The 24,561-nt window shown below is 59.8% G+C and carries 26 protein-coding genes; 21 read left to right on the top strand and 5 right to left on the bottom strand.

Annotated features, from left to right (window positions below):
• The first annotated feature begins 4 nt into the window (after positions 1-4).
• The 5 genes from F6R97_RS04885 to F6R97_RS04865 all read left to right on the top strand — a co-directional run bounded on the left by F6R97_RS04885 (position 5) and on the right by F6R97_RS04865 (position 5,507).
• The gene (locus F6R97_RS04885; RefSeq protein ID WP_217858502.1) at positions 5-1,054 is read left to right on the top strand and encodes a branched-chain amino acid ABC transporter permease; all 1,050 of its coding nucleotides are present in this window, start codon (positions 5-7) and stop codon (positions 1,052-1,054) included.
• A gap of 25 nt (positions 1,055-1,079) precedes the next feature.
• On the top strand, positions 1,080-2,420 hold the full coding sequence (locus F6R97_RS04880; protein WP_315866149.1) for an ABC transporter substrate-binding protein: 1,341 nt from the start codon (positions 1,080-1,082) through the stop codon (positions 2,418-2,420).
• A gap of 3 nt (positions 2,421-2,423) precedes the next feature.
• The gene (locus tag F6R97_RS04875) at positions 2,424-3,191 is read left to right on the top strand and encodes an ABC transporter ATP-binding protein (RefSeq protein WP_315866148.1); all 768 of its coding nucleotides are present in this window, start codon (positions 2,424-2,426) and stop codon (positions 3,189-3,191) included.
• Between the two features lie 14 nt (positions 3,192-3,205).
• Positions 3,206-4,633, top strand: a complete 1,428-nt coding sequence (locus tag F6R97_RS04870) for an FAD/NAD(P)-binding protein (protein ID WP_315866147.1) — start codon at positions 3,206-3,208, stop codon at positions 4,631-4,633.
• A gap of 514 nt (positions 4,634-5,147) precedes the next feature.
• On the top strand, positions 5,148-5,507 hold the full coding sequence (locus F6R97_RS04865) for a DUF6124 family protein (RefSeq protein WP_038982808.1): 360 nt from the start codon (positions 5,148-5,150) through the stop codon (positions 5,505-5,507).
• A 343-nt stretch (positions 5,508-5,850) separates the two neighbouring features.
• On the opposite strand, the gene ppnN is transcribed toward F6R97_RS04865, so the two are convergent.
• Positions 5,851-7,224 carry a nucleotide 5'-monophosphate nucleosidase PpnN gene (ppnN, locus tag F6R97_RS04860; protein WP_038982807.1) on the bottom strand — a complete coding sequence of 458 codons (1,374 nt, stop codon included), beginning with the start codon at positions 7,222-7,224 and terminating at the stop codon, positions 5,851-5,853.
• A gap of 227 nt (positions 7,225-7,451) precedes the next feature.
• Between ppnN and F6R97_RS04855 the strand changes: the two genes are divergently transcribed.
• A complete protein-coding gene (locus F6R97_RS04855) occupies positions 7,452-7,979 on the top strand; it encodes a DUF3087 family protein (RefSeq protein ID WP_038982806.1) in 528 nt (175 codons plus the stop codon).
• A gap of 150 nt (positions 7,980-8,129) precedes the next feature.
• Positions 8,130-9,707 (top strand): sensor domain-containing diguanylate cyclase, encoded by a 1,578-nt coding sequence (locus F6R97_RS04850; RefSeq protein ID WP_038982804.1) that lies wholly within the window; start codon positions 8,130-8,132, stop codon positions 9,705-9,707.
• Between the two features lie 15 nt (positions 9,708-9,722).
• Here F6R97_RS04850 and F6R97_RS04845 read toward each other — a convergent pair whose 3' ends face one another.
• Both F6R97_RS04845 and dapA read right to left on the bottom strand, forming a co-directional pair.
• Positions 9,723-10,109 (bottom strand): DUF2784 domain-containing protein, encoded by a 387-nt coding sequence (locus F6R97_RS04845; RefSeq protein WP_008009099.1) that lies wholly within the window; start codon positions 10,107-10,109, stop codon positions 9,723-9,725.
• Positions 10,110-10,169: 60 nt separating this feature from the next.
• Positions 10,170-11,045 carry a 4-hydroxy-tetrahydrodipicolinate synthase gene (gene dapA, locus F6R97_RS04840; protein ID WP_315866146.1) on the bottom strand — a complete coding sequence of 292 codons (876 nt, stop codon included), beginning with the start codon at positions 11,043-11,045 and terminating at the stop codon, positions 10,170-10,172.
• 393 nt (positions 11,046-11,438) lie between these two features.
• On the opposite strand from dapA, the gene F6R97_RS04835 reads away from it, so the two are divergent.
• The 6 genes from F6R97_RS04835 (at position 11,439) to F6R97_RS04810 (ending at position 15,501) form a co-directional block, all read left to right on the top strand.
• A complete protein-coding gene (locus F6R97_RS04835; protein ID WP_032830637.1) occupies positions 11,439-12,137 on the top strand; it encodes an AzlC family ABC transporter permease in 699 nt (232 codons plus the stop codon).
• Positions 12,137-12,448, top strand: coding sequence for an AzlD domain-containing protein (locus tag F6R97_RS04830; RefSeq protein WP_162830927.1), 312 nt, complete (start codon positions 12,137-12,139; stop codon positions 12,446-12,448). The genes F6R97_RS04835 and F6R97_RS04830 overlap by 1 nt, the downstream gene beginning before the upstream one ends.
• A 60-nt stretch (positions 12,449-12,508) precedes the next feature.
• Positions 12,509-12,667: a hypothetical protein gene (locus F6R97_RS04825; RefSeq protein WP_174160222.1), complete on the top strand. Its 159-nt coding sequence runs from the start codon at positions 12,509-12,511 to the stop codon at positions 12,665-12,667.
• A 367-nt stretch (positions 12,668-13,034) separates the two neighbouring features.
• Positions 13,035-13,982, top strand: a complete 948-nt coding sequence (locus F6R97_RS04820) for an ABC transporter substrate-binding protein (RefSeq protein ID WP_315866145.1) — start codon at positions 13,035-13,037, stop codon at positions 13,980-13,982.
• 169 nt (positions 13,983-14,151) lie between these two features.
• Positions 14,152-15,051 (top strand): polysaccharide deacetylase family protein, encoded by a 900-nt coding sequence (locus tag F6R97_RS04815; RefSeq protein ID WP_315866144.1) that lies wholly within the window; start codon positions 14,152-14,154, stop codon positions 15,049-15,051.
• A 198-nt stretch (positions 15,052-15,249) separates the two neighbouring features.
• Positions 15,250-15,501: a DUF1652 domain-containing protein gene (locus tag F6R97_RS04810; RefSeq protein WP_038982798.1), complete on the top strand. Its 252-nt coding sequence runs from the start codon at positions 15,250-15,252 to the stop codon at positions 15,499-15,501.
• Here the strand turns inward: F6R97_RS04810 and F6R97_RS04805 are convergent.
• Complete coding sequence (locus F6R97_RS04805) at positions 15,498-16,388, bottom strand: LysR family transcriptional regulator (RefSeq protein ID WP_315866143.1); 891 nt, start codon at positions 16,386-16,388, stop codon at positions 15,498-15,500. The genes F6R97_RS04810 and F6R97_RS04805 overlap by 4 nt on opposite strands.
• A 127-nt stretch (positions 16,389-16,515) precedes the next feature.
• Here F6R97_RS04805 and F6R97_RS04800 point away from each other — a divergent pair, with 127 nt between their 5' ends.
• From F6R97_RS04800 to F6R97_RS04765, 8 genes are all read left to right on the top strand, one after another.
• The gene (locus tag F6R97_RS04800; protein WP_315866142.1) at positions 16,516-17,676 is read left to right on the top strand and encodes a muconate cycloisomerase family protein; all 1,161 of its coding nucleotides are present in this window, start codon (positions 16,516-16,518) and stop codon (positions 17,674-17,676) included.
• Positions 17,677-17,686: 10 nt separating this feature from the next.
• The gene (gene catC, locus F6R97_RS04795; protein ID WP_007936026.1) at positions 17,687-17,977 is read left to right on the top strand and encodes a muconolactone Delta-isomerase; all 291 of its coding nucleotides are present in this window, start codon (positions 17,687-17,689) and stop codon (positions 17,975-17,977) included.
• A 55-nt stretch (positions 17,978-18,032) separates the two neighbouring features.
• Entirely contained in the window at positions 18,033-18,962 is a 930-nt protein-coding gene (gene catA / locus F6R97_RS04790; protein WP_048396992.1) for a catechol 1,2-dioxygenase, read from the top strand.
• 179 nt (positions 18,963-19,141) lie between these two features.
• A complete protein-coding gene (locus F6R97_RS04785) occupies positions 19,142-20,101 on the top strand; it encodes an AraC family transcriptional regulator (RefSeq protein WP_315866141.1) in 960 nt (319 codons plus the stop codon).
• A 258-nt stretch (positions 20,102-20,359) separates the two neighbouring features.
• A complete protein-coding gene (gene benA / locus F6R97_RS04780) occupies positions 20,360-21,724 on the top strand; it encodes a benzoate 1,2-dioxygenase large subunit (RefSeq protein WP_038982790.1) in 1,365 nt (454 codons plus the stop codon).
• On the top strand, positions 21,721-22,209 hold the full coding sequence (gene benB, locus F6R97_RS04775) for a benzoate 1,2-dioxygenase small subunit (protein WP_048396988.1): 489 nt from the start codon (positions 21,721-21,723) through the stop codon (positions 22,207-22,209). Before benA ends, benB begins: the two co-directional genes overlap by 4 nt.
• A gap of 10 nt (positions 22,210-22,219) precedes the next feature.
• On the top strand, positions 22,220-23,233 hold the full coding sequence (benC, locus tag F6R97_RS04770; RefSeq protein WP_038982788.1) for a benzoate 1,2-dioxygenase electron transfer component BenC: 1,014 nt from the start codon (positions 22,220-22,222) through the stop codon (positions 23,231-23,233).
• A 136-nt stretch (positions 23,234-23,369) separates the two neighbouring features.
• The gene (locus F6R97_RS04765; protein WP_038982787.1) at positions 23,370-24,143 is read left to right on the top strand and encodes a 1,6-dihydroxycyclohexa-2,4-diene-1-carboxylate dehydrogenase; all 774 of its coding nucleotides are present in this window, start codon (positions 23,370-23,372) and stop codon (positions 24,141-24,143) included.
• A 43-nt stretch (positions 24,144-24,186) separates the two neighbouring features.
• Here F6R97_RS04765 and F6R97_RS04760 read toward each other — a convergent pair whose 3' ends face one another.
• Positions 24,187-24,549: an NUDIX hydrolase gene (locus F6R97_RS04760; protein ID WP_038982786.1), complete on the bottom strand. Its 363-nt coding sequence runs from the start codon at positions 24,547-24,549 to the stop codon at positions 24,187-24,189.
• Between the last annotated feature and the right edge of the window lie 12 nt (positions 24,550-24,561).

The raw sequence follows: 24,561 nt of genomic DNA, 5'->3' as shown, positions 1-24,561 counted from the left end.
ACCCATGTCGATTTCCCTTACCCGTGAAACCGCGCCGGCGGTGTTGATCCAGCGTCGTGTGCCGATTGGTTTGATTGCGCTGTTGTTGATCGCCTTCGTGGTCGTGCCGCTGACCGGCAACGACTATTGGCTGAACGCGATTCTGATCCCGTTTCTGGTGCTGTCCCTGGCCGGGCTTGGCCTCAATCTGCTCACCGGCTACACCGGCCAGACCTCGGTCGGCGCGGCCGGTTTCATGGCGGTCGGCGCCTTTGCCACCTACGGTTTTCTACTGCGTTTGCCAGAGCTGGGCTTGCCGGTGGCGCTGCTCGGCGGCGGGCTGATCAGCGCGGTGGTGGGGTTTGTCTTTGGCCTGCCGAGTTCGCGGATCAAGGGCTTTTACCTGATGGTTACCACCTTGGCCGCGCAGTTTTTCCTGGAGTGGCTGTTCGTCAAGTTCCCCTGGTTCTACAACTACGGTTCGTCCGGAACCATTTCCGCGCCGAAACTGGCCTTGTTTGGCCATGATCTGAACACGCCGCTGGGCCGCTACCTGCTGACCCTGACTACCGTTCTGCTACTGACCTGGGTTGCCGTGAACCTGGTGAAAAGCCAGATCGGCCGCAACTGGATGGCGATCCGCGACATGGACACCGCCGCCGCAGTCATCGGCATTCCGGTGGTGCGCTACAAGCACTTGGCGTTCGCCGTCAGCTCGTTTTACCTCGGCATCGCCGGGGCGCTGTGGGCCTTTGCTTATCTGGGCACGGCCAGCGCCAGCAGCTTCGATATCAACCGGTCATTCCAGATCCTGTTCATCATCATTATCGGTGGCATGGGCAGCATCGCCGGCAACTTCGTCGGTGCGGCGTTTATCAGCCTGCTGCCGATCCTGCTCAGCCATGCCGGGCAAGCCTTGTTCGGTGGTTCGGTGGACGCCGGCCAGTTGCAGAACCTGCAAAAAATCATCTTCGGCGTGCTGATCATCCTGTTTCTGATCAAGGAACCGGAAGGCCTGATTCGCCTCTTGAGCAACCTTCGTGAACGGCTGAGTCACTGGCCGCTGCGCTTCTGAATCCCCAACCTGGTAGAGAGACAACATGCGTGCATCCTTGAAACGTTCATTGGCCGGTGTCGCTCTGACGCTGGCGATTTTCGGCAGCGCAGTGCCACAGGTTTTGGCCTCGCCAGACCAGCAGTTCTTCCCATTGGCCACTTACCGGGTCGGCGCTTACGCCTCCAGCGGTGTGCAAGTGTGGGCCGGCATGCTCGATTACCTGAACTACATCAACGATGTGGAAGGCGGGATCAACGGCGTCAAACTGGTCTGGCAGGAATGCGAAACCGAGTGGACGGCGGAGAAGGGCATCGAGTGCTATGAGCGCTTCAAGAAAGGCCTGGATGGCGCCCCGGTGGCGATCTACTCACCCAACGGCGCCCCGGCGGCGTATGCGCTGAGCGAGCGGGCGGAAGTCGACAAGATCCCGCTGATCACCCTAGGTTATGGTCGCACCGAAGCCACCGACGGCACGGTGTTCCCCTATAACTTTCCGGTGATGCTGACCTTCTACAGCGAGGCCTCGAGCCTGATCAACTACATCGCCCAGCGCGAGGGCGGGTTCGACAAACTCAAGGGCAAGAAAATCGCCACGGTTTATCACGACTCGGCTTACGGTCGGGAAACCCTCGGTCCGTTGAAATTGCTGGCGGAGAAATACGGCTTCGAAAACATCCAGATCCCGGTGGCCGATCCGGGCAACGAGCAATCGGCGCAATGGCGGCAAGTGCGCCAGGCCAACCCGGACTGGGTGTTCCTGCGCACCTGGGGCGTGTCGACGCCGGTGGCGGTCAAGACGGCGGCGCGTTTCGGCTTCCCGGTGGACCACATCGTCGGCGACATCTGGGCCAGTTCCAGCGAAGACGTGTTGCCCGCGGGCGCCGCCGCCAAAGGGTATCTGGCGCTGACGCCATACCCGGCCGGCAGCGAATTCGAGATCCACAAACGCCTCAAGCAAGCCATCCTCGACAAGGGCAAAAGCGACCTCAAGGACCTGAAGAATTTCGGCAGCGTCTATTACAACTCCGGGCTGGTGAACGCGGCAGTGATGGTGGAAGCGATCCGTACCGCCCAAGGCAAATTCGGCAAGCGGCCGCTTAACGGCGAAGAAGGGCGCTGGGGCCTGGAACACCTGAACATCGACGACGCGCGGCTCAAGGACATGGGCTACTTCGGCCTGATGCAGAACCTCAAGCTGTCTTGCAAGGATCATGAGGGTGGCGGTTCGGCGCGGGTTCAACAGTGGGACGGCGCCCACTGGACGCTGATCAGCGACTGGATCCCCGCCGACCGCGCCTTGCTGCGGCCATTGATCGATGAAAAATCCGCCGCGTTCGCCAAGGAAAAAGGCCTGACGCCACGCACCTGCACCGGGGATGAATAACGTATGAGCCAAGCCGCCAGCGACATTGCCACCAATGACCTGTTGCAAGTCAACGACATCGAGGTGATCTACGACGGGGCGATCCTGGCCGTGGCCGGGGTGTCGCTGACGGTGCCCAAGGGCGGCATCGTCGCGTTGCTCGGGGCCAATGGTGCGGGCAAAAGCACCACGCTCAAGGCGATTTCCGGGTTGGTGCGGGCCGAGCGCGCGGAAGTCAGTCGAGGGACGATCGAGTTTCTCGGGCGTGATACCGCTGGGATTAATCCGAGCGTTCGCGTGCGCCAGGGCATGGTGCATGTGCTGGAGGGCCGGCACGTGTTCCCACAACTGACGGTGGAGGACAACCTGCGCAGCGGCGGCTTCGTTCGCGGTCTGAGCCGCAAGGACCTGGCGGTGGATCTGGAGCGCATCTACGCCTGGTTTCCACGCCTGAAAACCAAGCGCAAGACCCGGGCCGGGCTGACCTCCGGTGGTGAACAACAGATGGTCGCCATCGGCCGGGCGTTGATGACACGTCCTACTTTGGTATTGCTCGATGAACCTTCCATGGGTTTGGCGCCTATTATCGTCCAGGAGATTTTCGAGATCGTGGCGCAACTCAATCGAGACGAGCAGGTGAGCTTCCTGATTGCCGAGCAAAATATTAACGTGGCACTCAAGTACGCCTCAAAGGCCTACGTCCTCGACACGGGTCGCGTGGTGCTGTCCGGTACCGCCGATGAGTTACTGGCACGGGGCGATCTGCACGACTTCTATTTAGGTAAACACTGATCAATGAGAACGCCATGACTGACACCCCACGCGGACAGGCGACCGACGCCATCCGCCACGCGGACATCCTGATCATCGGCGGCGGCCTCAGCGGCGCGATGCTGGCGGCGCAGTTGCTGCGCTTGCCGGGCAAGCGTCAGGTGCTGGTGATCGAACCCCGCGCCGAACTCGGTCGGGGCGAAGCGTACAGCGCGGTGGAGTTGGGCCATACGCTCAACGGCAACGCGGCGCGGATGAGCGTCGATCCCGACAACGCTGATGATTTGACCCAATGGCTGACCGAGTACATTGCGGCGGGTGGTTGGCCTGAGTCGGATCAGCAGCATGTGCCGATCAGTGAACTGTTTCCGCCGCGCGGGCTGTTTGGCGTTTATGTGCAGCAGCGTCTGGCCGAGGCGCAGGCGGTGGGCTCATTGAATGGTTCGAGTGTCGAGCATGTACGGGCCGAGGTGGTCGACCTGCAAACCCGGGACAACGCTGTATTGCTGATCTTGAGTGACGGGCAACGTTTGCAGGGCGCCTATGCGGTGCTGGCCACTGGCATGTTCCCCGCTGCGCGCACGCCGCAAACCGAATCCAGCGGCTTGAACGCAGCGGCGCTCGATCCCTGGGATGTGACCGCCATGCGTCAGCTCGATCCGCAGTCGACGGTGCTGATCATCGGCTCCGGCTTGACCATGGTTGATGCCGTGGTGTCGCTGGAACAGGCCGGGCATCGCGGGCCGATCGAAGTGTTTTCCCGTCATGGTCTGCTACCGCATGTGCGGCGACAGCCGCCTGCCTGGGCGGACTTTTTGGCCGAGGATCACAGCATTCGCACGCCGCGTCAGTTGATGCGCGAACTGCGCCGGCATTGCCGCGACGCCATCGCCCAGGGCATCGACTGGCAAGCGCCGCTCGACACCGTGCGGGCGCACATCGGGCGGTTGTGGAGCCAGGCGACGGATGTGCAGCGTCGTCAGTTTGTGCGACATGTGCGGCCGTGGTGGGAAAGCCATCACCATCGCTCGCCGCCGTTGAGTGCCGAGTTGGTGGCGCGGCTGCACGGGGAAGGGCGGTTGCGGATTCAGGCTGCATCGTTCAAAGGGTTGGAGCCTTCGTTGAACGGGGAGGTCAGCATTCGCATTCGTCGTCGGGGCGAGGCGCAAACCTGCGTGGTGCATGGCGCGGCGCTGATCAACTCCAGTGGCATCGAATATGACTGGCGGCGAGTGGCGCGACCATTGCCGCAGCAACTATTGGCACGCGGGCTGGTGCGGCCAGGGCCATTGGCATTGGGGATTGCCGCCGCGGATGACGGTGCGGTATTAAGCGCTGACGGGCAGGTCGCCAGCCGTTTGTTCGCCATGGGCCCACCGTTGCGCGGGATGTGGTGGGAGAGCACGGCAGTGACTGATGTGGCGAGCCAGGCCAAGTCTCTTGCGGTGCGATTGGTGGATTGACCGAAAGTTGGACGGTGTTTTTTCGGGCCTCTTCGCGAGCAAGCCCGCTCCCACATTTGATCTCAGGCGTACACAGATAGTGTGTTCACCGAAGATCCCCTGTGGGAGCGGGCTTGCTCGCGAAGAGGCCGGCCCATCCACCACAAGACCCACAGTCAGACCACTAAACAAGCACTGTTTAAACGACACTTCCAGATACTCACTCAGGCTACACAGCCTTGCGCCGTTGCCTACGACTACGCCAGAATCCGCCGGCTTGTGCGCCTTGAGGCCGGGCTCTATCGTTTGCCTGTCGCTGAAAAACAGCGATCGGGTTTGGTAGCCCGGTTTGACTTGCGTGCATAGCGCACCTGATGCAGAGCCTTTTCGGCTTGCGTTTATGGTGGCCATGCGCAGGGCGCCTTCGGGCGCGCCGGTTCTCCAAGTCACCGGTCTACCAACCTTCGTATGGCCACCACCCCTTCGTTTGGTAGCGAGAGTGATGGCTCCTCTTTTCTGATTTGGAGTTTCATCTATGTTCAAACCAACACCTAACCCGCCGGAAACCGATCCAACATCCCCCTACGAATCCCTCGATTCCAAAAAACTCAACGAAGCCGCCGACCGCGCCCTCGATCACTACCTCAAGCCGCCCATTCCCAAAGACATCAAGCGCAAACCCAGCACCATTTACCATGTAGGTGCGAAGGTCGATAACGAAACCCTGCTGGTCAACGCCTGCGAATCCCTGGCGTCGGCGAGCATGATGCTCACTGAGTTCGCCGGATTGATGGACATGCCACACCGCAACGTGATGTTGGGGATTCAATCGGTGGTGATGCTTGGTGAGCTGGCCGTCAACCGAGTGCTGGATAACCTCGATCCACCTGCCTGACACTGGATCTGAAGTGACTGGGCATCTGTGGCGAGGGAGCTTGCTCCCGCTCGGCTGCGCAGCAGTCGCAAAACGGCATATGCGGTGTGCCAGAAAAAATGCGGTTGCAGAATTTGGGGTCGCTTCGCAACCCAGCGGGAGCAAGCTCCCTCGTCACAATGGGCTCCACTGACACAGTCCCCAAAAACAAGAAACCCCGCTTCACGCGGGGCTTCTTGTCAAAGTGTGGGAGCGGGCTTGCTCGCGAAAGCTGCTTAACATTCAACAGAGATGTCGACTGTTACGCCGCCTTCGCGAGCAAGCCCGCTCCCACAGGGGGATGTTAAAGCTCACATCAATATTGTTACGCCACCACTCGATAACACGGCACATACTCCGCGCCACCCGGCAGTTTCATCCGGTGCTGGGCGACGAAGGCTTTGAGCAGTTTGTCCAGCGGCTGCATGACGGCGGCATCGCCACGGATCTGGTATGGCCCGTGTTCTTCGATCAGGCGGATGCCCTTGTCCTTGACGTTGCCGGCGACGATGCCGGAGAACGCGCGGCGCAGGTTGGCGGCCAGTTCGTGGGACGGCAGGTTGCGGCTCAGTTGCAGGTTGGCCATGTTGGCGTGGGTCGGGTCGAACGGGCGCTGGAAGCCTTCGTCGATTTTCAGCAACCAATTGAAATGGAACGCGTCGTTGCGCTCGCGACGGAACTGTTTGACCGCTTTGAGGCCTTGAGTCATTTGCCGCGCCACTTCAGCCGGGTCGTCGATGATGATCTCGTAGTGCCGCTGCGCGGCTTCACCGAGGGTGGCACCGACGAAGGCGTGCAACTGCTCCAGATACGGCGCGGCGCTTTTCGGCCCGGTGAGGACCACGGGGAAGGGCAGGCCTTCGTTATCCGGGTGCATCAAAATGCCGAGCAGGTACAGGAATTCTTCCGCCGTGCCCGCGCCACCCGGGAAAATGATGATGCCGTGGCCGACGCGGACGAACGCTTCCAGACGTTTCTCGATGTCCGGCAAGATCACCAGTTCGTTGACGATCGGGTTCGGCGCTTCGGCGGCGATGATCCCCGGTTCAGTCAAGCCGAGGTAGCGGCCACCGTGGATGCGCTGTTTGGCGTGGGCGATGGTCGCGCCTTTCATCGGACCTTTCATCACGCCGGGGCCGCAACCGGTGCAGATGTCCAGGCTGCGCAGGCCGAGTTCGTGGCCGACTTTCTTGGTGTATTTGTATTCTTCGGTGTTGATCGAGTGGCCGCCCCAGCACACCACGATTTTCGGTTCGACACCGGGGCGCAGGGTGCGGGCGTTGCGCAGCAAGTGGAAGACGTAGTCGCTGATGCCCTGGGAGGTGCTCAGGTCGATGCTCAAGGCGTCGAGTTCGTTTTCGGTGTAGACGATGTCGCGCAGGGCGCTGAAGAGCATTTCGCGGGTGCTGGCGATCATTTCGCCATCGACGAAAGCGTCGGCCGGGGCATTCAGCAGTTCCAGGCGTACGCCGCGGTCTTGCTGGTGAATGCGGATTTCGAAGTCTTTGTAGGCTTCCAGAATGGTCTTGGCGTTATCGACGTGAGCGCCGGTATTGAGGATGGCCAGGGCGCACTGGCGGAAAAGGGTGTAGGTGAGGCCGGTTCCGGCTTCGCTCAGTTGCTGTACTTCACGTTGGGAGAGTGTTTCCAGGCTGCCTTTAGGGCTGACCGAGGCGTTGATTACATGTCGTTGGGTCATTCAATGATCCTTAAAACGATGTCACCCGCCGGCAGGCGCATGGCATCCGAATAGTGTGTATCCATGGAGAAGATGGCACGAACTGCGCTGTATCGCCATGTTCCCCGTTTAACGATGGAAAGATGAAAAGGAGCCCCAGCATAGCTAAATCCTTCGGGGAGGCGATAATGCCCCGCAGTCTTTTTGCCACAGAGCCTTTTACCATTGATGCAAGGAACCCCGTCGCGATGTTCGAAATCCAGCCAATGAATGCCGAAACCTATCGACGCCAGACGCGGCGCAGCACGGTAATCATCGCCCTGATGTTCCTGGCGCTGGCGATGGTGCTGTCCACGGCGGCGGTGGCGCTGTTCGGTGAGCCCGGCGGCGACAATCTGCGTTTCAACGTGGGCGGCGTGTTTGCCGCGTTATTGCTGATGGCGGCGCTGATGCGCGGCACGTTCTGGACCCAGGAATGGATGGCGCCAGCGGTCTATGGTTGGCAGCTCAAACGCAGCCTGATGAGCATCACCAACGTCATGCACCAGGTGACGGCGGCAGTGGAGAAGGGCGATCCGAGCGCCATGAAGCTGCTGCGTTTTTATCACTTGGGGCTGAGCCAGATGCACCAGTTGGACGGCAATTCCAGCGACCATAGCCAGCTGACCCGTGAGATGGAGCAGCACAAGGCGCGGATGGAAGCGCTGGGCATCGAGACCGAACAGACACAATTGAATCCGGCCTGGCTTGAGGCGGTGAAACAGACGCAGATGTAGCCTTACGATCGTTGGCGATGAGCATTTTTGTGCAAATCACCTATCGTATTCGTTGATGAGTCATAGTGGTCCGAGCGCCAGCCACGGCTGGCTGGCGCTAAAAGGGCGAACGGGAAAATTCGCCATGTCATAAGGGATTAAAGGAGCGTCATGGGGCATCCGTTCGTCAAAGATCGTACTGAAAGCACCCGGCTTGCCACGCCTTGGGTACCCGGGCAGGTTGAGTCGAAACTCAAGGTTCGATACGCGGTTTCTCTGCTTATTGCGGTATGCCTGTCCATGACGGCCATTGTGATCGGTGAGGGCTGGAATGCGCGGCAGTATCATTTGCGCGGCAGCGAAGTGGAGATGTCCAACCTGGCGCAAACCCTGGCCTCGCAGGCACAGGCCTCGATCAAGCAGGCCGACACACTGCTGTTTGCCGTGGTGGACCGCCTCGAAAACGACGGCATGGAGCCGGCGAAAATTCCCAGACTGCAACGTTTGCTCCACGCCCAGCGCGGTGAACTGGCGCAAATCCATGGGCTGTTCGTTTTCGACGAAGAAGGACGCTGGCTCGCCAACTCCAATAACGCTGTGCTGGCCAATGCCAACAACTCCGACCGTGAATATTTCATCTACCATCGTGATCATCCCGACCGCGGTCCTCATATCGGTCCATCGATAAGAAGTCGCTCGACCGGTGAGTGGGTCATGACCGTGTCACGCAGAATCAATCACGCCGATGGGCGGTTTGCCGGCGTGGTGGCGGCTTCGATCTATCTCAACCATTTCCTGGACCTGTACAACAGCATCGACATGGGCAGTAACGGGGTGGTCAATCTGATCGCCGACGACGCCACCATCGTCGTCCGCCGCCCGTTCAACGAAGCCGATATCGGTACCAGTGTCGCCAAGGGGCCGCTGTTTACCCAGCTGTTGCCCAAGGGCAATTCCGGAACGGCCATCGTCAAATCCTACGTGGACGGGGTGGAGCGGGTGGTGGGGTTTCGGCGGGTCGAGGGTTATCCGCTTATCGTTTTTGCCGCGCTCGACAAGGCTGAAGTCCTGGCCAGTTGGCGGCAGGAGTCAATGCTCAGTGCGGGCATCGTCTCATTACTGCTGGGGTTTCTGGGCGTTCTCGGCTATCGCCTGATCCGCGTCATGAAACAGCAGAATCATATTCAGAACGAATTGCTGGAGGCGCAGGAAAAACTCATTGAGGTCAACCACAGCCTTAAGTTGCTGGCTTTGGAGGATGCACTGACCGGGCTTTCCAACCGGCGTCAGTTCGATTTGTTCATCCTGGCGGAAATGGGCCGCGCCAGGCGTACCCACACCAGCCTGGCGTTGCTGATGATCGATGTCGATCATTTCAAGAGTTTCAATGATCACTACGGTCATTTGGCGGGCGATGAGTGTTTGCGCAAGATCAGCACCATCATCACTGACAACATCCAGCGCCCCGGCGATCTTGCTGCCCGCTTCGGTGGTGAGGAGTTTACGGTGGTGTTGCCCGGCACCGATTATGTGGGGGCGTTTCTGGTGGCGGAAAAGATCCGTCGCGCGGTTCAGCAAACGGACATCAAGCATAGCGGCAGCCCCGAAGGCCTCGTCACGGTCAGCCTGGGGGTCTGTGCCTACAACCAGACAGCGCAGAGCCAGCCCGAAGATTTGATCGGCGCAGCAGACAAGGCGCTGTATGTGGCCAAGGCCAGTGGCCGGAACATGAGCGTCATTGCCAACTGAACTCAGCCAGACCGGTTACTGCCCTGAACGAGTCGGGTGCCGCAATCTCCATAAGCGGATCAGCCGCAGGTAGATCAGCACGTTGATCGCCAGCACCACGCTGCCCAGTCCTAGTTGAATCGTGGGTGTCAGCCCGGCCGGATAAATAATCGGCCACACGTAATGTTCAATAAAACCGCCGCCGTAGCCGGTTTGCCCGGCCGCATGGCGCATGAGGTTTTCCCATTCGGTCAGTGGGCACGTCAGGTGGAAAACTTCCACGATCACGCCCCACGCGGCGGCGGGCAGGTGCCACCAGGCCAGGCGATGCCATTTGAGCACCAGCAGCCCGCCGAACAGCACGAACAGAATGAACAGCAAGTGAGACAGCACCAGCCCGTCGGCTGCGATTCGGTAAAGCATGTCGATTCCCTGACGCGTTATGTGAATCGCTCCATGGTACTCGGGCTGGGCGCGTGTGCTCTATCGATTGCTGTTTTCGAGCACTGCCAATACTTCTTTCAAACGCACCGACGTGGCTTCGCTGCTGCATTGCATCGGCGCGCGGAGCTCGTCGTGGATCAACCCTTCAACGGCCAGGGCAGTTTTCACCGGCGCGGGATTGGGCTCGATGAACAGGCTGTGAATCAGCGGCAGCAACTTGAAGAAGGTCGTTCGGCCGGCTGCTAACTGGTTGTCGCGGATCTGTTGATACAGCGTCACGAACAGCTCGGGATGAACATGAGCCGAGGCAGCAATCGCGCCTTTGGCACCCAGACACAAAGCGCCGAAGATCTGGTGGTCTTCACCGCACAGCACGTCGACTTTGCCGCTGGAGAGCAGCGCAAGGGTGGTGGCTGGATTGCCGCCGCAGTCCTTGATCGCGGCGATCCGCTCATGGGCGACGATCCGCAGCAAGGTCGCCTGTTCGAAGGCGATGCCGGTGCGATAGGGAATGTCGTAGAGAATGACCGGGACGCTGGACGCATCGGCGACGGTCTTGAAAAAGGCTTCAAGGCCGGCTTGGGACGGGCGAATGTAGTACGGCGGTGGAACCAGCAAACCCGCCAGAGAACGTTTGAGGATTTCGCTTTGAAATGTCAGCAATTCGGCAAGATTGTTGCCGGCCAGGCCCATGACCACACGTTCTGGCGGAACCAGTTCCAGCACCGCATCGAGCACCGCCAGCTGCTCATGTTTGCCCAGCGCCGCGGCTTCCCCGGTGGTGCCGCAGACCACAATGCCATCGACGCCTTTTTCCAGCAGATGACTGACCAGCCGCCGCAACCCGTCGAAGTCGATCGCGCCATGGTGAAACGGCGTAACGATGGGAACCCAGATACCTTGAAACGATGACATGCACTTTCTCCTGAAGGTTGACCGATTTCGTCACCGTCAGAAGCGTAGAAGGAAGTCAGCAAGAAGGAGGGAGTGTCCGCCGCGCTCAATGTCCTGTCAGCTCATCTGACGGGACAGCGCGCCCCGGTCACATGAGCGACTGTTTCTTCGATTTAAGGGCGTGCGCAACGCAACCTTGCGCCTTGGCATTCAAGCCAATGACGACAGTGTTGAGGTTGAAGGTTGCGGACATGGTTGCTTACACCCTGAATGAGGTGCTCAGTTTTAAAAGTCGGCGCGACGTTTGTCAATCTCGAAAATCAGTACCGGTTGCGTGCAAGTGCGCAAGATTGTTCAAGCCATCCACCGCGACTGCTGGCACAGTCTGGGGTCTTTCCCTGGTTGCAGAGCGTTATGTCCAACTCACTCATGCCGCGCAGTGCATTCCTTCGCGGTGCCGCGGCCATCATGCCGTTGTCCCTGGCGACCGCGCCTTGGGGGTTGCTGGCCGGTTCCATGGCCATCGAGGCCAATCTCACACCGCTGCAAGGCCAGGGGCTGTCGAGCATCGTGTTTGCCGGCGCGGCTCAATTGGTCGCCATCGGCATGCTCAAGGGCGGCGCCGGGGTCTTTTCGATTCTGTTGACCACGTTGTTGCTGACTTCCCAGCATTTGCTTTACGGAATGAGCATGCGTTCGGTGATTTCCCCGTTACCGGGCCGCTGGCGTGTGGGACTGGGCTTTTTGCTCACCGACGAGTTGTTCGCCCTGACCAGCCAGCATGACAAACAGCAGTTCAATCGCTGGTATGCCTTGGGCGTGGGCCTGACGTTTTACATCGCCTGGAACCTCTTCACCCTGGCGGGCATTGTGCTGGGCAGCAGCATTCCGGGTCTTGAACACCTTGGGCTGGACTTCTCCATCGCGGCGACCTTTATCGCCTTGATCACGCCAGTGGTGCGCAACGTTCCGACAGTGGTTTGCGTGGCGGTCTCACTGTTCTGTTCAGTGCTGTTCAGCTATTGGCAATGGGGCTCGGCCCTGGTGCTGTCGGGGTTGGCGGGCATGACCGCAGGCTTTATCTGCAACAAACTCTATGTGGGGCGCACATGATGGTCTGGGCTGTGATTATCGGGATGGGCCTGCTGGTATTCCTGAACCGCTACGTATTTCTCGAACCTCGGTTGCCGGTGCGCTTGAGCAGCAATGCCCGGCAATTCCTCGGTTTCGCGGTGCCGGGCATGCTCACGGCGATCTGCGGGCCGATCGTGTTCATGCCCGACAAGCAGCTGAACCTGCAGTGGGACAACCCGTACCTGATCAGTTCGCTGGTGGCCGTGGGCCTTGTGCTCTACACACGCAACACCTTGCTCAGCATGTTGTTGAGCATGGGGTTCTTCTTTTTGCTGCGGTGGTGGCTCTGAGTCGTCACACGCGGAACTGTTCTACGCTTAAAGAGGATCCCTTCAGGAAGAGAGGTGAGCATGGCCACTGAACCAAAACATCCGGACCCGGATGAAGATGTGGATGAACCGACGGAAGAAGAGCTTGAGCAGCAGAGGCGTTCGACGCCGGACTGGAAGCACCCCGACGACGGTAAAGAACTGTCGGACCGCGACCAGGAACGCCCGCTGAAGCCCTGATCAGCTTGTACATACCCAAAAGCCCCGCCTTGGATAACGGGGCTTTTAGTTTGGTAAACCCGCAAGCAAGATCAAAAGATCGCAGCCTTCGGCAGCTCCTACAGGGGAATGCTATCCAATGTAGGAGCTGGCGCAGCCTGCGATCTTTTGCTTTTGATCCGCTGAAGTTACACCGCCATCGCGAGCAGGCTCCCACAGGTAAGGCAATGTGTCGCTGGGAGAAATGCACCGGGAAATGCAGTCTGTCGAGCCACTGTTGCTGGGTAAACACGCACTGTTCCCGGTCATGAGCTTATGCATAAATAGAATTTAAAATTACTCCTGTAAGAGCGTTATGGTCTATAAAAATGACCTTCCAGGAGCCCCAATGAATCTCTCCCAATACCTGCGCGGTCTGTTGACCAGCGCGCTGTTTGCCGCGCCTTTGACCTACGGCGCCGACCCCGTGGTGTTGCACGTCGGCGATCAGAACTACTACAACATTCGCGCCTCGGTGGAGGCTTCGGGTGTGCTGCAAGGGGCGCCCTATACCGTCGACTGGAAGCACTTCCAGGCCGCTGCGCCGTTGGCCGAAGCACTGAACACCGGCGCATTGGACCTGGGTTTTCTCGGCGATTCAGGTTTTCTGTTTCTGGCCGCCAAACAGGCGCCAGTGAAGCTGATCGGCGTGTCGCGGCAGAACCCGGACACCATCGCCTTGCTGGTGCCCAAGGATTCGCCGGTCAAGACCGTCGCCGATCTCAAGGGCAAGAAAGTCGCTTACTGGCCTGGCGCCTGGAGCCAGCAGCTGACCCTGCGCGCCTTGGAGCAAGCCGATTTGCCGGATAACTATGTCGACTTCATCAAACTGATGCCGATTGATGCAGCCGCCGCGTTACCCCAAGGCAGCATCGACGCGTTTCCGGTCTGGGAACCCTACATTTCCCAGCAGATTCTATTCTCTGGCGCCCGGCCGATTCTCACCGCCAAAAACCTGATGCCCGGCCTGAGTGCCATCGCGGCTTCGACGCCTTCGATCGACAGCAAACGCGAAGCCATTGCCGACTTCCTGGTCCGTCTGAAAAAGGCCCGGGCCTGGGTCGACAGCCATACCGACGAGTACGCCGATCTTTGGGCGAAAAAGGCCAACCTGGATCAGAACGTCTCGCGCCATTGGCTGCGCCAGGCGCACATGACCGTCGGCCCGGTGGATCAACAAGCCGCGGCGGATCTGCAAAGCACCGCGGACTTCCTGTTCAAGGTCAAGGCATTGCCGGCCGCCCTGGCGACGGCACCGATTATCGACAGCTCGTTCCAGCAGGCGCTGGCGCAATAACCGAAAATCGAAGGCATAACGCGAGTCCGGGAGCGGGCGCCGGAACCAAACACTGTGTACCCTTATCCAACCTCGGCTCGCAGCGATCTGCGGGCCGGTCGAGGGATGAATGGGCGAGGGAATATTGCCATTAAACGTGATGACCGCAAGGTCTGGTCCAAGGCAAAACATGAAGCAGCTGGTCAAGGTTTTCTCCGCGTTCGCCATCGCAGTCGGCCTGCTGGGCTGCATCGCCGCGCCCATTGAAATGACGCCACAGACGCAACAGAGTCTGCGCACGCAAGCGCCGATCCGCTTTCTGCTGACCTTCGACGACGGGCCCAGCGCGTCGGGTTTTTACAACCCGACCGTCACCGTGCTCGATAGCCTCGCGCGCAATCCGCTGCAACCCGACATTAAAGCGGTGTTCTTCGTGCAGACCCGTGACTCACGCGCCGGCGGCAGTGAAACGGGTCGACAAATCATGCGTCGCGAACACGCCGAAGGTCACCTGTTGGGCTTCCACACCGCCACGCGCCGGCACACCAACCATCGTTCTTTGGACACGCAAGAACTGGAACAGTCGCTCACTGATGGCAGCGCAGACATCGCCGCGATCACCAAAACCTCGCCGACCCTGGTGCGCCCGCCGTTCTGGAACTACGACAAGCGCACCTTTGCGGCCTATCAACAGCATGGCATGCACGTACTGCTGACCGACCTGAGCGCCAATGACGGCAAGATCTGGGGCTTCAACGCCAGCCCCCGTCGGCGGGCCAATATGCTGCGGCAACTGTCCGAAGTCCGCGAGCGCATCGCTCTTGGCCAGTTGCCGACAGTGGACGGGGTGATTCCGGTGGTGGTGACCTTTCACGACCTTAATCGCTACACCGCCCGACACACCCGCGAATACCTGCAAATCCTCCTCGACAGTGCCAATGCCACAGGTCTGGTCACGGCGCAGAAAGCGTTTTACGACGACACGGCAGCGCTGCAGCGGGCGGCCATGGCGCGTACTGTCCGTGACAGTTCAGAGGTGGTTGAGTTGCCAGGGATCTGGAACTGGTTATGGGGCGCAGATACCCACTGAGTGATGTCGGACGATTGACTGTGTAGCGGCGTAGGAGCTGCCGCAGGCTGCGATCTTTTGATTTTCAGCGGTTTCGAAAATGCCGAAGATCAAAAGATCGCAGGCTTCGCCAGCTCCTACGAAACTCGCTGGCGCGTTGCGCAAGTTGATCTACGCTGAGTGGATCCAATCGGAAAACCGTCCCCGAGGGCGCTCGCCATGGTTCCAGTTCCCCAGCTTTGCAGCATTGTGGAGTCCGGTTTCAAACCGCTGTCCTGCGAGTGCACCGTGAATCGCGATGAAACGTTGCGGATCAAGGTCTTCGATCACAGCACCGGGCGGATTGAGCTGTTGATCACCGGCGTGTCGCCCGACGAGTTGACCAGTGTCCGCGATATTTCCAACCTGATCGGCGAACTTCGCACAGAAATGCGCGCCGGGCGCCGAGCCTTCGCCGGGGTAATGGCCTAGAGCATGTCGCGCGGCAGCAGTTCATCAATCATCTGCAAACAATGATTCAACCCCGGCGATACATCGCCCACGCGCCTGCTGAGGATGATCGGCGAGGTGGCGTTGTCTTCCAGCACCGGGGTAAAGCCAATGTCGTCGCGGTGCAGCAACTGCACTGAGGCCGGCACCAACGTCACCCCGATTCCCGCCCCCACCAGACCGATTGCTGTTTGCAGCTCGTTGGTCCATTGCGCCACGTTGATGTGTACGCCATAGGATTCGAATAACGCGATCACATGGTCGGCGTAGCTGGGCCGCGGGTTGCCGGGGTAGAGCACGAAGGGTTCTTTTGCCAGGTCACGAAGGCTGATCGGTCCGGCCAGTAATGGATGGCCGGCGGGGAGGGCGGCGACCAGTCGGTCTTCAGTCAAAACAGTCTGGATGATCGCCGGGTCGTCAATGCGGATTCGCCCGAAACCAATGTCGATGCGCCCGGCCTTGAGCGCCTGCACCTGTTGCAACGTGGTCATTTCCGAGAGCCCCAACTCAAGCGCCAGCGGCTCACCGCTGCGCAGTCGGCGAATCAGTTCCGGCAGTACGCCATACAGTGTCGATGGCGCAAAGCCGATGCCCAGCCAGGTCTTTTCACCCAAACCAATCCGTCGTGTGTTGTCGCACACCTTGCCCAACTGTTCGAGCAGGGCGGTGGAATGTTCATGGAAAAACCGCCCGGCGTCGGTCAGCTTCAGCGGTCGACCGCGTTCCAGCAGAAGCACCCCGAGTTCGTCCTCCAGCTGCTGGATCTGCCGGCTCAGCGGCGGTTGGGCGATGTGCAGCAGTTCGGCGGCACGGGTGAAGTTGAGGGTTTGAGCCAACACCTGAAAATACCGCAGGTGACGCAGTTCCATGAGGCCTCCGGACGTTGATCTGTTAAATACCTTTAAGGTATCGAGCCAGACCAATTCTATATTGGCCGCCCGGAAAAAGCCGTACGAGAATCCGTTCCAGAACTTTAAGAACCTGACGGGTATCGACATGCGTGCAACTGCCATTGAATCGATCGAGACGATCATCGTCGATCTGCCGACCATTCGCCCGCACAAGCTGGCGATGCACACCATGCAGAACCAGACCCTGGTGATCATTCGTGTGCGCTGTGCCGACGGCATTGAAGGTGTCGGTGAGTCGACCACCATTGGCGGTCTGGCCTATGGCAACGAAAGCCCGGACAGCATCAAGACCAATATCGATAAACACTTCGCGCCATTGCTGCTTGGCCAGGACAGCAGCAATGTGAATGCCGCGATGTTGCGCCTGGAGCGCAGCATTCGTGGCAACACCTTCGCCAAATCAGGTATCGAAAGCGCCTTGCTCGACGCCCAAGGCAAGCGCCTGGGCCTGCCAGTCAGCGAACTGCTGGGTGGCCGTGTTCGCGATGCACTGCCGGTGGCCTGGACCCTGGCCAGCGGCGACACCGCCAAGGACATCGCCGAAGCGGAAAAAATGCTCGACCTGCGTCGCCATCGGATCTTCAAGCTGAAAATCGGCGCAGGCGAGGTCAACCGCGACCTTGCCCACGTCATTGCGATCAAAAAGGCGCTGGGCGATCGCGCCAGCGTGCGGGTCGATGTCAATCAGGCCTGGGACGAAGCGGTCGCGTTGCGCGCTTGCCGGATCCTCGGAAGCAACGGCATCGACCTGATCGAACAACCGATCTCGCGCAATAACCGCGCCGGCATGGTGCGCCTGAATACCGTGAGCCCGGCGCCGATCATGGCCGATGAATCCATCGAGTGCGTGGAAGATGCTTTCAACTTGGCCCGCGAAGGCGCCGCTTCGGTATTCGCCCTGAAAATCGCCAAGAACGGCGGCCCACGCGCCGTGCTGCGAACCGCCGCGATTGCCGAGGCGGCCGGTATTGGCCTGTACGGCGGCACCATGCTCGAAGGCGGTATCGGCACGCTGGCCTCGGCCCATGCCTTTGTCACGCTGAACACACTGGGCTGGGACACCGAGTTGTTCGGCCCGCTGCTGCTCACCGAAGACATCCTCAGCGAGCCATTGGTCTACCGCGATTTCCAACTGCACGTCCCGCAAACACCCGGATTGGGCCTGACTCTGGATGAAGAGCGCCTCGCGTTTTTCCGTCGGGACAAAATATCCACTGCCACATCCACTGCCGTTCATCAAGCCTGAGGAGGGCATCATGCTGTTTCACGTAAAAATGACTGTGAATTTACCGGTCGACATGAACCCGGAACGCGCCGCTCAGCTCAAGGCCGACGAAAAAGCCCTGGCCCAGCGCCTGCAAGAGCAAGGCAAGTGGCGTCATCTGTGGCGCATCGCCGGGCTCTATGCCAATTACAGCGTGTTCGATGTCGACAGCGTTCAGGAACTGCACGACCTGCTGATGCAATTGCCGCTGTACCCGTACATGGCCATCGAGGTCAACGCGCTGTGCCGGCATCCTTCTTCCATTCGCGAGGATGACCGCTGAACCCAGCCTGTTCAGTTCGCTACGCTAATAATTACAAGATGAGGAACCCACCAAAATGAACGTCAAGATTTCCCACACTGCCAGTGCCCAGAAGTTTCTCGAAGACGCTAGCGGTCTGCATAACGAAGCCGGCGATCCGCGGGTCAAGGCGCTGATTTACCGGATCCTGCGCGATTCGGTGAACATCATCGAAGACCTGGCCGTGACCCCGGAAGAGTTCTGGAAAGCCGTCAACTACCTCAACGTGCTGGGCGCGCGTCAAGAGGCCGGGTTGGTGGTGGCCGGGCTCGGTCTGGAGCATTACCTCGACCTGCTGATGGACGCCGAAGACGAGCAGGCCGGCAAAGCCGGCGGCACACCGCGGACCATCGAAGGGCCGCTGTATGTGGCGGGTGCGCCACTATCGGAAGGCGAAGCGCGGCTGGATGACGGCGTCGATCCGGGTGTGGTGCTGTTCATGCAGGGCCAGGTCAAGAATACCGACGGCGAACCGTTGGCCGGTGCGGTGGTGGATGTCTGGCACGCCAACACCGGCGGCACTTATTCGTACTTCGATACCACTCAATCGGAATTCAACCTGCGTCGACGCATCGTCACCGATGCCGAGGGTCGTTACCGTTTTCGCAGCATCGTGCCGTCGGGCTACGGTTGCCCGCCGGACGGTCCGACCCAGCAATTGCTCGATCAACTGGGCCGTCATGGTCAGCGGCCGGCGCACATCCACTTTTTTATTTCGGCAGCGGATCATCGCCACCTGACCACCCAGATCAACCTCGACGGCGATCAGTACCTGCATGACGATTTCGCCTACGCCACCCGTGATGAGCTGATTGCCAAGATCACCTTCAGCGATGATCCGCAGCGTGCGGCGGCCCATGGCGTGAGCGGTCGTTTTGCCGAAATCGATTTTGACTTCACGCTGCAGTCGTCTGCCCAGCCTGAGGAGCAGCAACGCCACGAACGGGTTCGCGCGCTCGAGGACTGACACCCTCAACCAGCCGAACCGGGCCACGAGATAACCGACCGTTTATCTCGTGGCCCTGTGGGAGCGGGCTTGCTCGCGAAGAGGCCCGAACATCCAACCTCTCAGCCTACTGACAAACCGCTACGACCACTGCCCTGGAATGGCCTGACGCAATCAACAATAACAATGAGAGTGATCCGATGATGCAAGTGCAATTGTTGAGTCATCGCAGCAGAGTCTTCGACCATGCCGACCCCTACGCGGTATCAGGCTACGTCAATCAGCACGTCGGCAATCATTGCCTCCAGATGCCTCGGGCCGGCCGGCCGCTGGCCAGCCTCGATCATCGCAAATTCGCCAGTCTAGACCTGTGCCGCATCAGTTACGGCGCCAGCGTGCGGGTTATGTCCCATGCGCTGGACAGCATCTATCACTTGCAAGTGCTGCTGCGCGGCAACTGCCTGTGGCGTGGCCATGGTCAGGAACATTACTTCGCGCCTGGCGAGTTACTGCTGATCAACCCCGATGATCCGGTGGATCTGACCTATTCCAGTGATTGCGAAAAATTCATCCTGAAAGTCCCCACGCGGCTGCTGGAGTCAGTGTGCGAAGAGCAGCGCTGGCGGTATCCGGGGCAGGGCATACGGTTTCTGGAGAACCGTTATCAGCTTAATGAACTGGAAGGTTTTGTCGGTCTGCTGGCGATGATTTGCCAGGAAGCCGAGGCCACCGAGCAGATTCCCCGGGTGCAGGAGCACTATGCGCAAATCGTTGTCAGCAAGATGCTTGGCCTGATGAAGACCAACGTCATCCGCACTGATCCCTGCTCACCCTCGGCCACGTTCGAGGCGCTGGTCGATTACATTGCGTGCAACCTCAAGCAGGACATCGACAGCGAAGAACTGGCACGCCAGGCGCGGATGAGCCTGCGTTCGCTGTATGGGTTGTTCGAACGCAACGCGGGGGACACGCCGAAAAACTACATCCGGCAGAAAAAGCTCGAACGCATCCACGCCAACCTGAGCGACCCGACCTGCAACGTGCGCAACGTCACGGAAGTGGCCATGGATTACGGCTTTCTGCACCTGGGCCGGTTCTCTGAGAGCTACCGCAGACAGTTCGGCGAACTGCCATCGGATACCCTCAAACGCCGCCATTGACCTCGCAAACGCCACCCACCGCTGTTTGATCGTTCCCACGCTCCCGCGTGGGAATGCCTCAACGGACGCTCTGCGTTCGGCTCTGGAAGGGACGCGGAGCGTCCCGGGCTGCATTCCCACGCAGAGCGTGGGAACGATCATCAACCACCGACCGCTTGTTGCACAAAACGGATACAGGTCTGCACCCGGCGGATAGTCCGCCCCATCCCCTCGTCCTAGCATGGCCCTGCCTGAATAAAAACAATGGAGGCGGCGGCCATGACCCTGCGACCTGAATACCTTCACTCCCTGCTTGAAGAAGACCCTGAGCAGGGCATCTATCGCTGCAAGCGCGAGATGTTCACCGATCCGCGGCTGTTCGACCTCGAGATGGAACACATCTTTGAAGGCAACTGGCTGTACCTCGCCCATGAAAGCCAGATCCCCAACAACAACGATTTCTACACCACCACCATGGGACGTCAGTCGGTCTTCATCGCGCGCAACAAAGACGGTGAACTGAACGCCTTTATCAACGCATGCAGCCACCGTGGAGCGATGCTCTGCCGACACAAGACCGGCAACAAGAGTTCGTACACCTGCCCATTCCACGGCTGGACCTTCAACAACTCCGGCAAGCTGCTCAAGGTCAAGGACCCGGCGGCGGCCGGCTACCCGGCGAGCTTCAACTGCGAAGGCTCCCACGACCTGACCAAAGTCGCGCGTTTCGAATCCTATCGCGGTTTCCTGTTCGGCAGCCTCAAGTCTGACGTGGTGCCATTGGTGGAGCACTTGGGTGAGTCGGCGAAGATCATCGACATGATCGTCGATCAGTCCGCCGATGGCCTGGAAGTGCTGCGCGGCTCATCCAGTTACATCTACGAAGGCAACTGGAAACTCACCGCCGAAAACGGTGCCGACGGCTATCACGTCAGCTCGGTGCACTGGAACTACGCGGCGACCCAGAACCAGCGCAAGCAGCGCGAAGCCGGCGATTGCAATCCGACCATGAGCGCCGGCACCTGGGCCAAGCAGGGCGGTGGTTTCTATTCCTTCGACAAGGGCCACATGCTGCTCTGGACCCGTTGGTCCAACCCCGAAGACCGTCCGCTGTACGAGCGTCGCGACGAGTTGGCCCGGGACTTCGGCCAGGCCCGCGCCAACTGGATGATCGAGAACTCGCGCAACCTGTGCCTGTACCCGAACGTGTACCTGATGGACCAGTTCAGCTCGCAGATTCGCATCGCCCGGCCGATCTCGGTCAACCGCACCGAAATCACCATTTACTGCATCGCCCCCAAAGGCGAAAGCGACCACGCCCGCTCGAGCCGGATTCGTCAGTACGAGGATTTCTTCAACGTCAGCGGCATGGCGACCCCGGACGATCTGGAAGAGTTTCGCTCCTGCCAGACGGGTTATCAGGGCAGCGTTACCGCCTGGAACGACATGTCCCGTGGCGCCGAACACTGGGTTGAAGGCGCCGATGACGCGGCCAAAGAGATCGACCTGCACCCGCTGCTCAGCGGCGTGCGCACCGAAGACGAAGGCCTGTTTGTGCTGCAACACAAGTATTGGCAGCAAACGATGCTCAAGGCGTTGGCCGCTGAACAGTCCGGACTGATTGCAGTGGAGGCTGTGCAATGACCATCACCTATGACGTCGTGCGCGATTTTCTCTATCGCGAAGCACGCTACCTCGACGACAAACAATGGGACGACTGGCTGGAGTTGTACGCGCCCGACGCAACATTCTGGATGCCGTCCTGGGACGACAACGACGAGCTGACTGAAGACCCGCAGCGGGAAATCTCGCTGATCTGGTACGGCAACCGCACCGGCCTGGAAGACCGCATCTTCCGCATCAAGACCGAGCGTTCCAGCGCCAGCGTGCCGGACACCCGCACCTCGCACAACCTCAGCAATATCGAGCTGATCGAACAGGCTGACGGGCTGTGCAAGGTGCGCTTCAACTGGCACACCCTGAGCTTTCGCTACAAGACCGTCGACAGCTATTTCGGCAGCAGTTTCTACACCCTCGATGTACGCGGTGAAAACCCGTTGATCAAGGCCAAAAAAGTGATCCTGAAGAACGACTACGTTCGCCAGGTCATTGATGTTTACCACCTCTGAGGCGGCCGTCATGACTCATTCCATTGCGTTCAATTTCGAAGACGGCGTCACCCGTTTCATCGACGCCAACGCTGGGGAAACCGTGGCCGATGCCGCGTATCGCCAGGGCATCAATATTCCACTGGACTGCCGCGACGGCGCCTGCGGAACCTGCAAATGCTTCGCCGAGGCCGGCCGCTATGACTTGGGCGAGGACTACATCGAAGACGCGCTCAGCGCCGGCGAAGCGCAACAGGGTTTTGTCCTGACCTGCCAGATGCGTGCGCAGAGCGATTGCGTGGTGCGGGTGCCGGTTTCGTCGGATGTCTGCCGCACCCGTCAGGCCAGCTACGACGCGACCATCAGCGCCGTGCGGCAGCTGTCCGACAGCACCATCGCACTGTCGATCAAGGGCGAAGCCCTGAGCAAACTGGCGTTCCTGCCGGGGCAGTATGTGAACCTCGGGGTTCCCGGCAGCGAGCAGACTCGCGCTTACTCGTTCAGTTCGTTGCAGCGTGACGGAGAAGTGAGTTTTCTGATTCGCAACGTACCCGGCGGCTTGATGAGCAGTTTCCTGACCGGCATGGCCAAGGCCGGCGACAGCATGAGCCTGGCCGGACCTTTGGGCAGCTTCTATCTGCGCGACATCCGCCGTCCATTGTTGTTGCTGGCCGGTGGCACCGGTCTGGCGCCGTTCACCGCGATGCTGGAAAGAATCGCCGAACAGGGCAGCGAGCATCCGCTGCATTTGATCTATGGCGTGACCAACGATTTCGACCTGGTGGAACTCGATCGACTCGAAACCTTCGCCGCGCGAATTCCGAACTTCAGCTTTAGCGCCTGCGTGGCCAATCCCGACAGTCGGCACCCGCTCAAGGGCTACGTGACCCAACACATCGAGCCACGGCATTTGAACGATGGCGACGTCGACGTCTACCTGTGCGGCCCGCCGCCGATGGTCGAAGCGGTCAGCCAGTTCATCCGCGAACAAGGCTTTGCGCCAGTGAACTTCTACTACGAGAAATTTGCCGCCAGCGCGGCCTGAAAATTTTCTGCAGCGATGCACGCCCGTAGGAGCTGCCGAAGGCTGCGATCTTTTGATCTTGTCTTTTAAAAACAAAGTCAAAAGATCGCAGCCTTCGGCAGCTCCTACAGGAAGTGGTCGTCGTCACGAGGTACACATGAACAGATTCCACGAAAAAGTCGCGTTGATCACCGGTGCCGCCCAAGGCATCGGCCGGCGTGTGGCTGAACGCATGGCCGCCGAAGGTGCGCGTCTGATTTTGGTCGACCGCTCCGACCTGGTGTTCGAACTCCAGAAGGAATTGGGGCAGGGCAGCCAGGTACTTGCCCTGACCGCCGACCTTGAGCAGTACAGCGAATGCAGCCGTGTGATGCGCACCGCTGTCGAACGTTTTGATCGCCTCGATGTGCTGGTCAATAACGTCGGCGGCACGATCTGGGCCAAGCCTTTCGAGCACTATGAAGAGGCGCAGATCGAAGCCGAAGTTCGCCGTTCGTTGTTCCCGACATTGTGGTGCTGCCATGCCGCGCTGCCGTTCATGCTCGAACAAGGTAGCGGCGCCATCGTCAACGTTTCGTCCATTGCGACCCGCAGCGTCAATCGCGTGCCGTACGGTGCGGCGAAGGGCGGGGTCAATGCGCTGACCGCTTGCCTGGCGTTCGAAACGGCCGGTCGTGGCGTGCGGGTCAACGCGACCGCTCCTGGTGGCACCGAGGCGCCGCCACGGCTGATCCCGCGCAACACCGCGCAGCAAAGCGCTCAGGAAAAACTCTGGTATCAGCAGATTGTCGACCAGACCCTCGACAGCAGTTTGATGAAGCGCTACGGCACGCTGGATGAGCAGGCAAGCGCTATTCTGTTTCTGGCCAGCGACGAAGCCTCCTACATCACCGGCATGATCATGCCGGTCGGTGGCGGCGATTTGGGCTGAGAAGCTCGCTAGTGTCGTCGGCTAAAGCCTGAGTATCTGTGACTTATAAGCGACGCTGAAACGCTTTGACGATTCTGAGCGTGGCGTCGCTTGTGTTCAGGTTCTGTACCGCGTCCAGCGGATACCAGATGCAGTCAAAGATTTCATTCTGTGGTCGAGCCGCCGCCAGGTTTACGACCAACGCCTCGTAGACATGGTGCCGAGTGCTGGTCGTTTCCCACTCCATCAAGTACAGCAGGTCGTCGACCTCAAGCCCTGTTTCTTCGTAAAGCTCTCTTGTGGCCGCGCCCGCAGCAGTTTCGCCAGGCTCGACTTTTCCGCCCGGCAGGGTCCAGCGCCCCCTGGGTTTGCGCACGAAGAGAATATGCCGATCCTGCTCGCAAATGACGGTTGCACGTACTTTCATGGGTTACCCGAC

The organism is Pseudomonas sp. JV414, assembly GCF_032424305.1.
Classification (GTDB): Bacteria; Pseudomonadota; Gammaproteobacteria; order Pseudomonadales; family Pseudomonadaceae; genus Aquipseudomonas; species Aquipseudomonas lini.
Note: the sequence above shows the minus strand (reverse complement) of the source record. Positions and strands in the feature narration are given on the sequence as shown.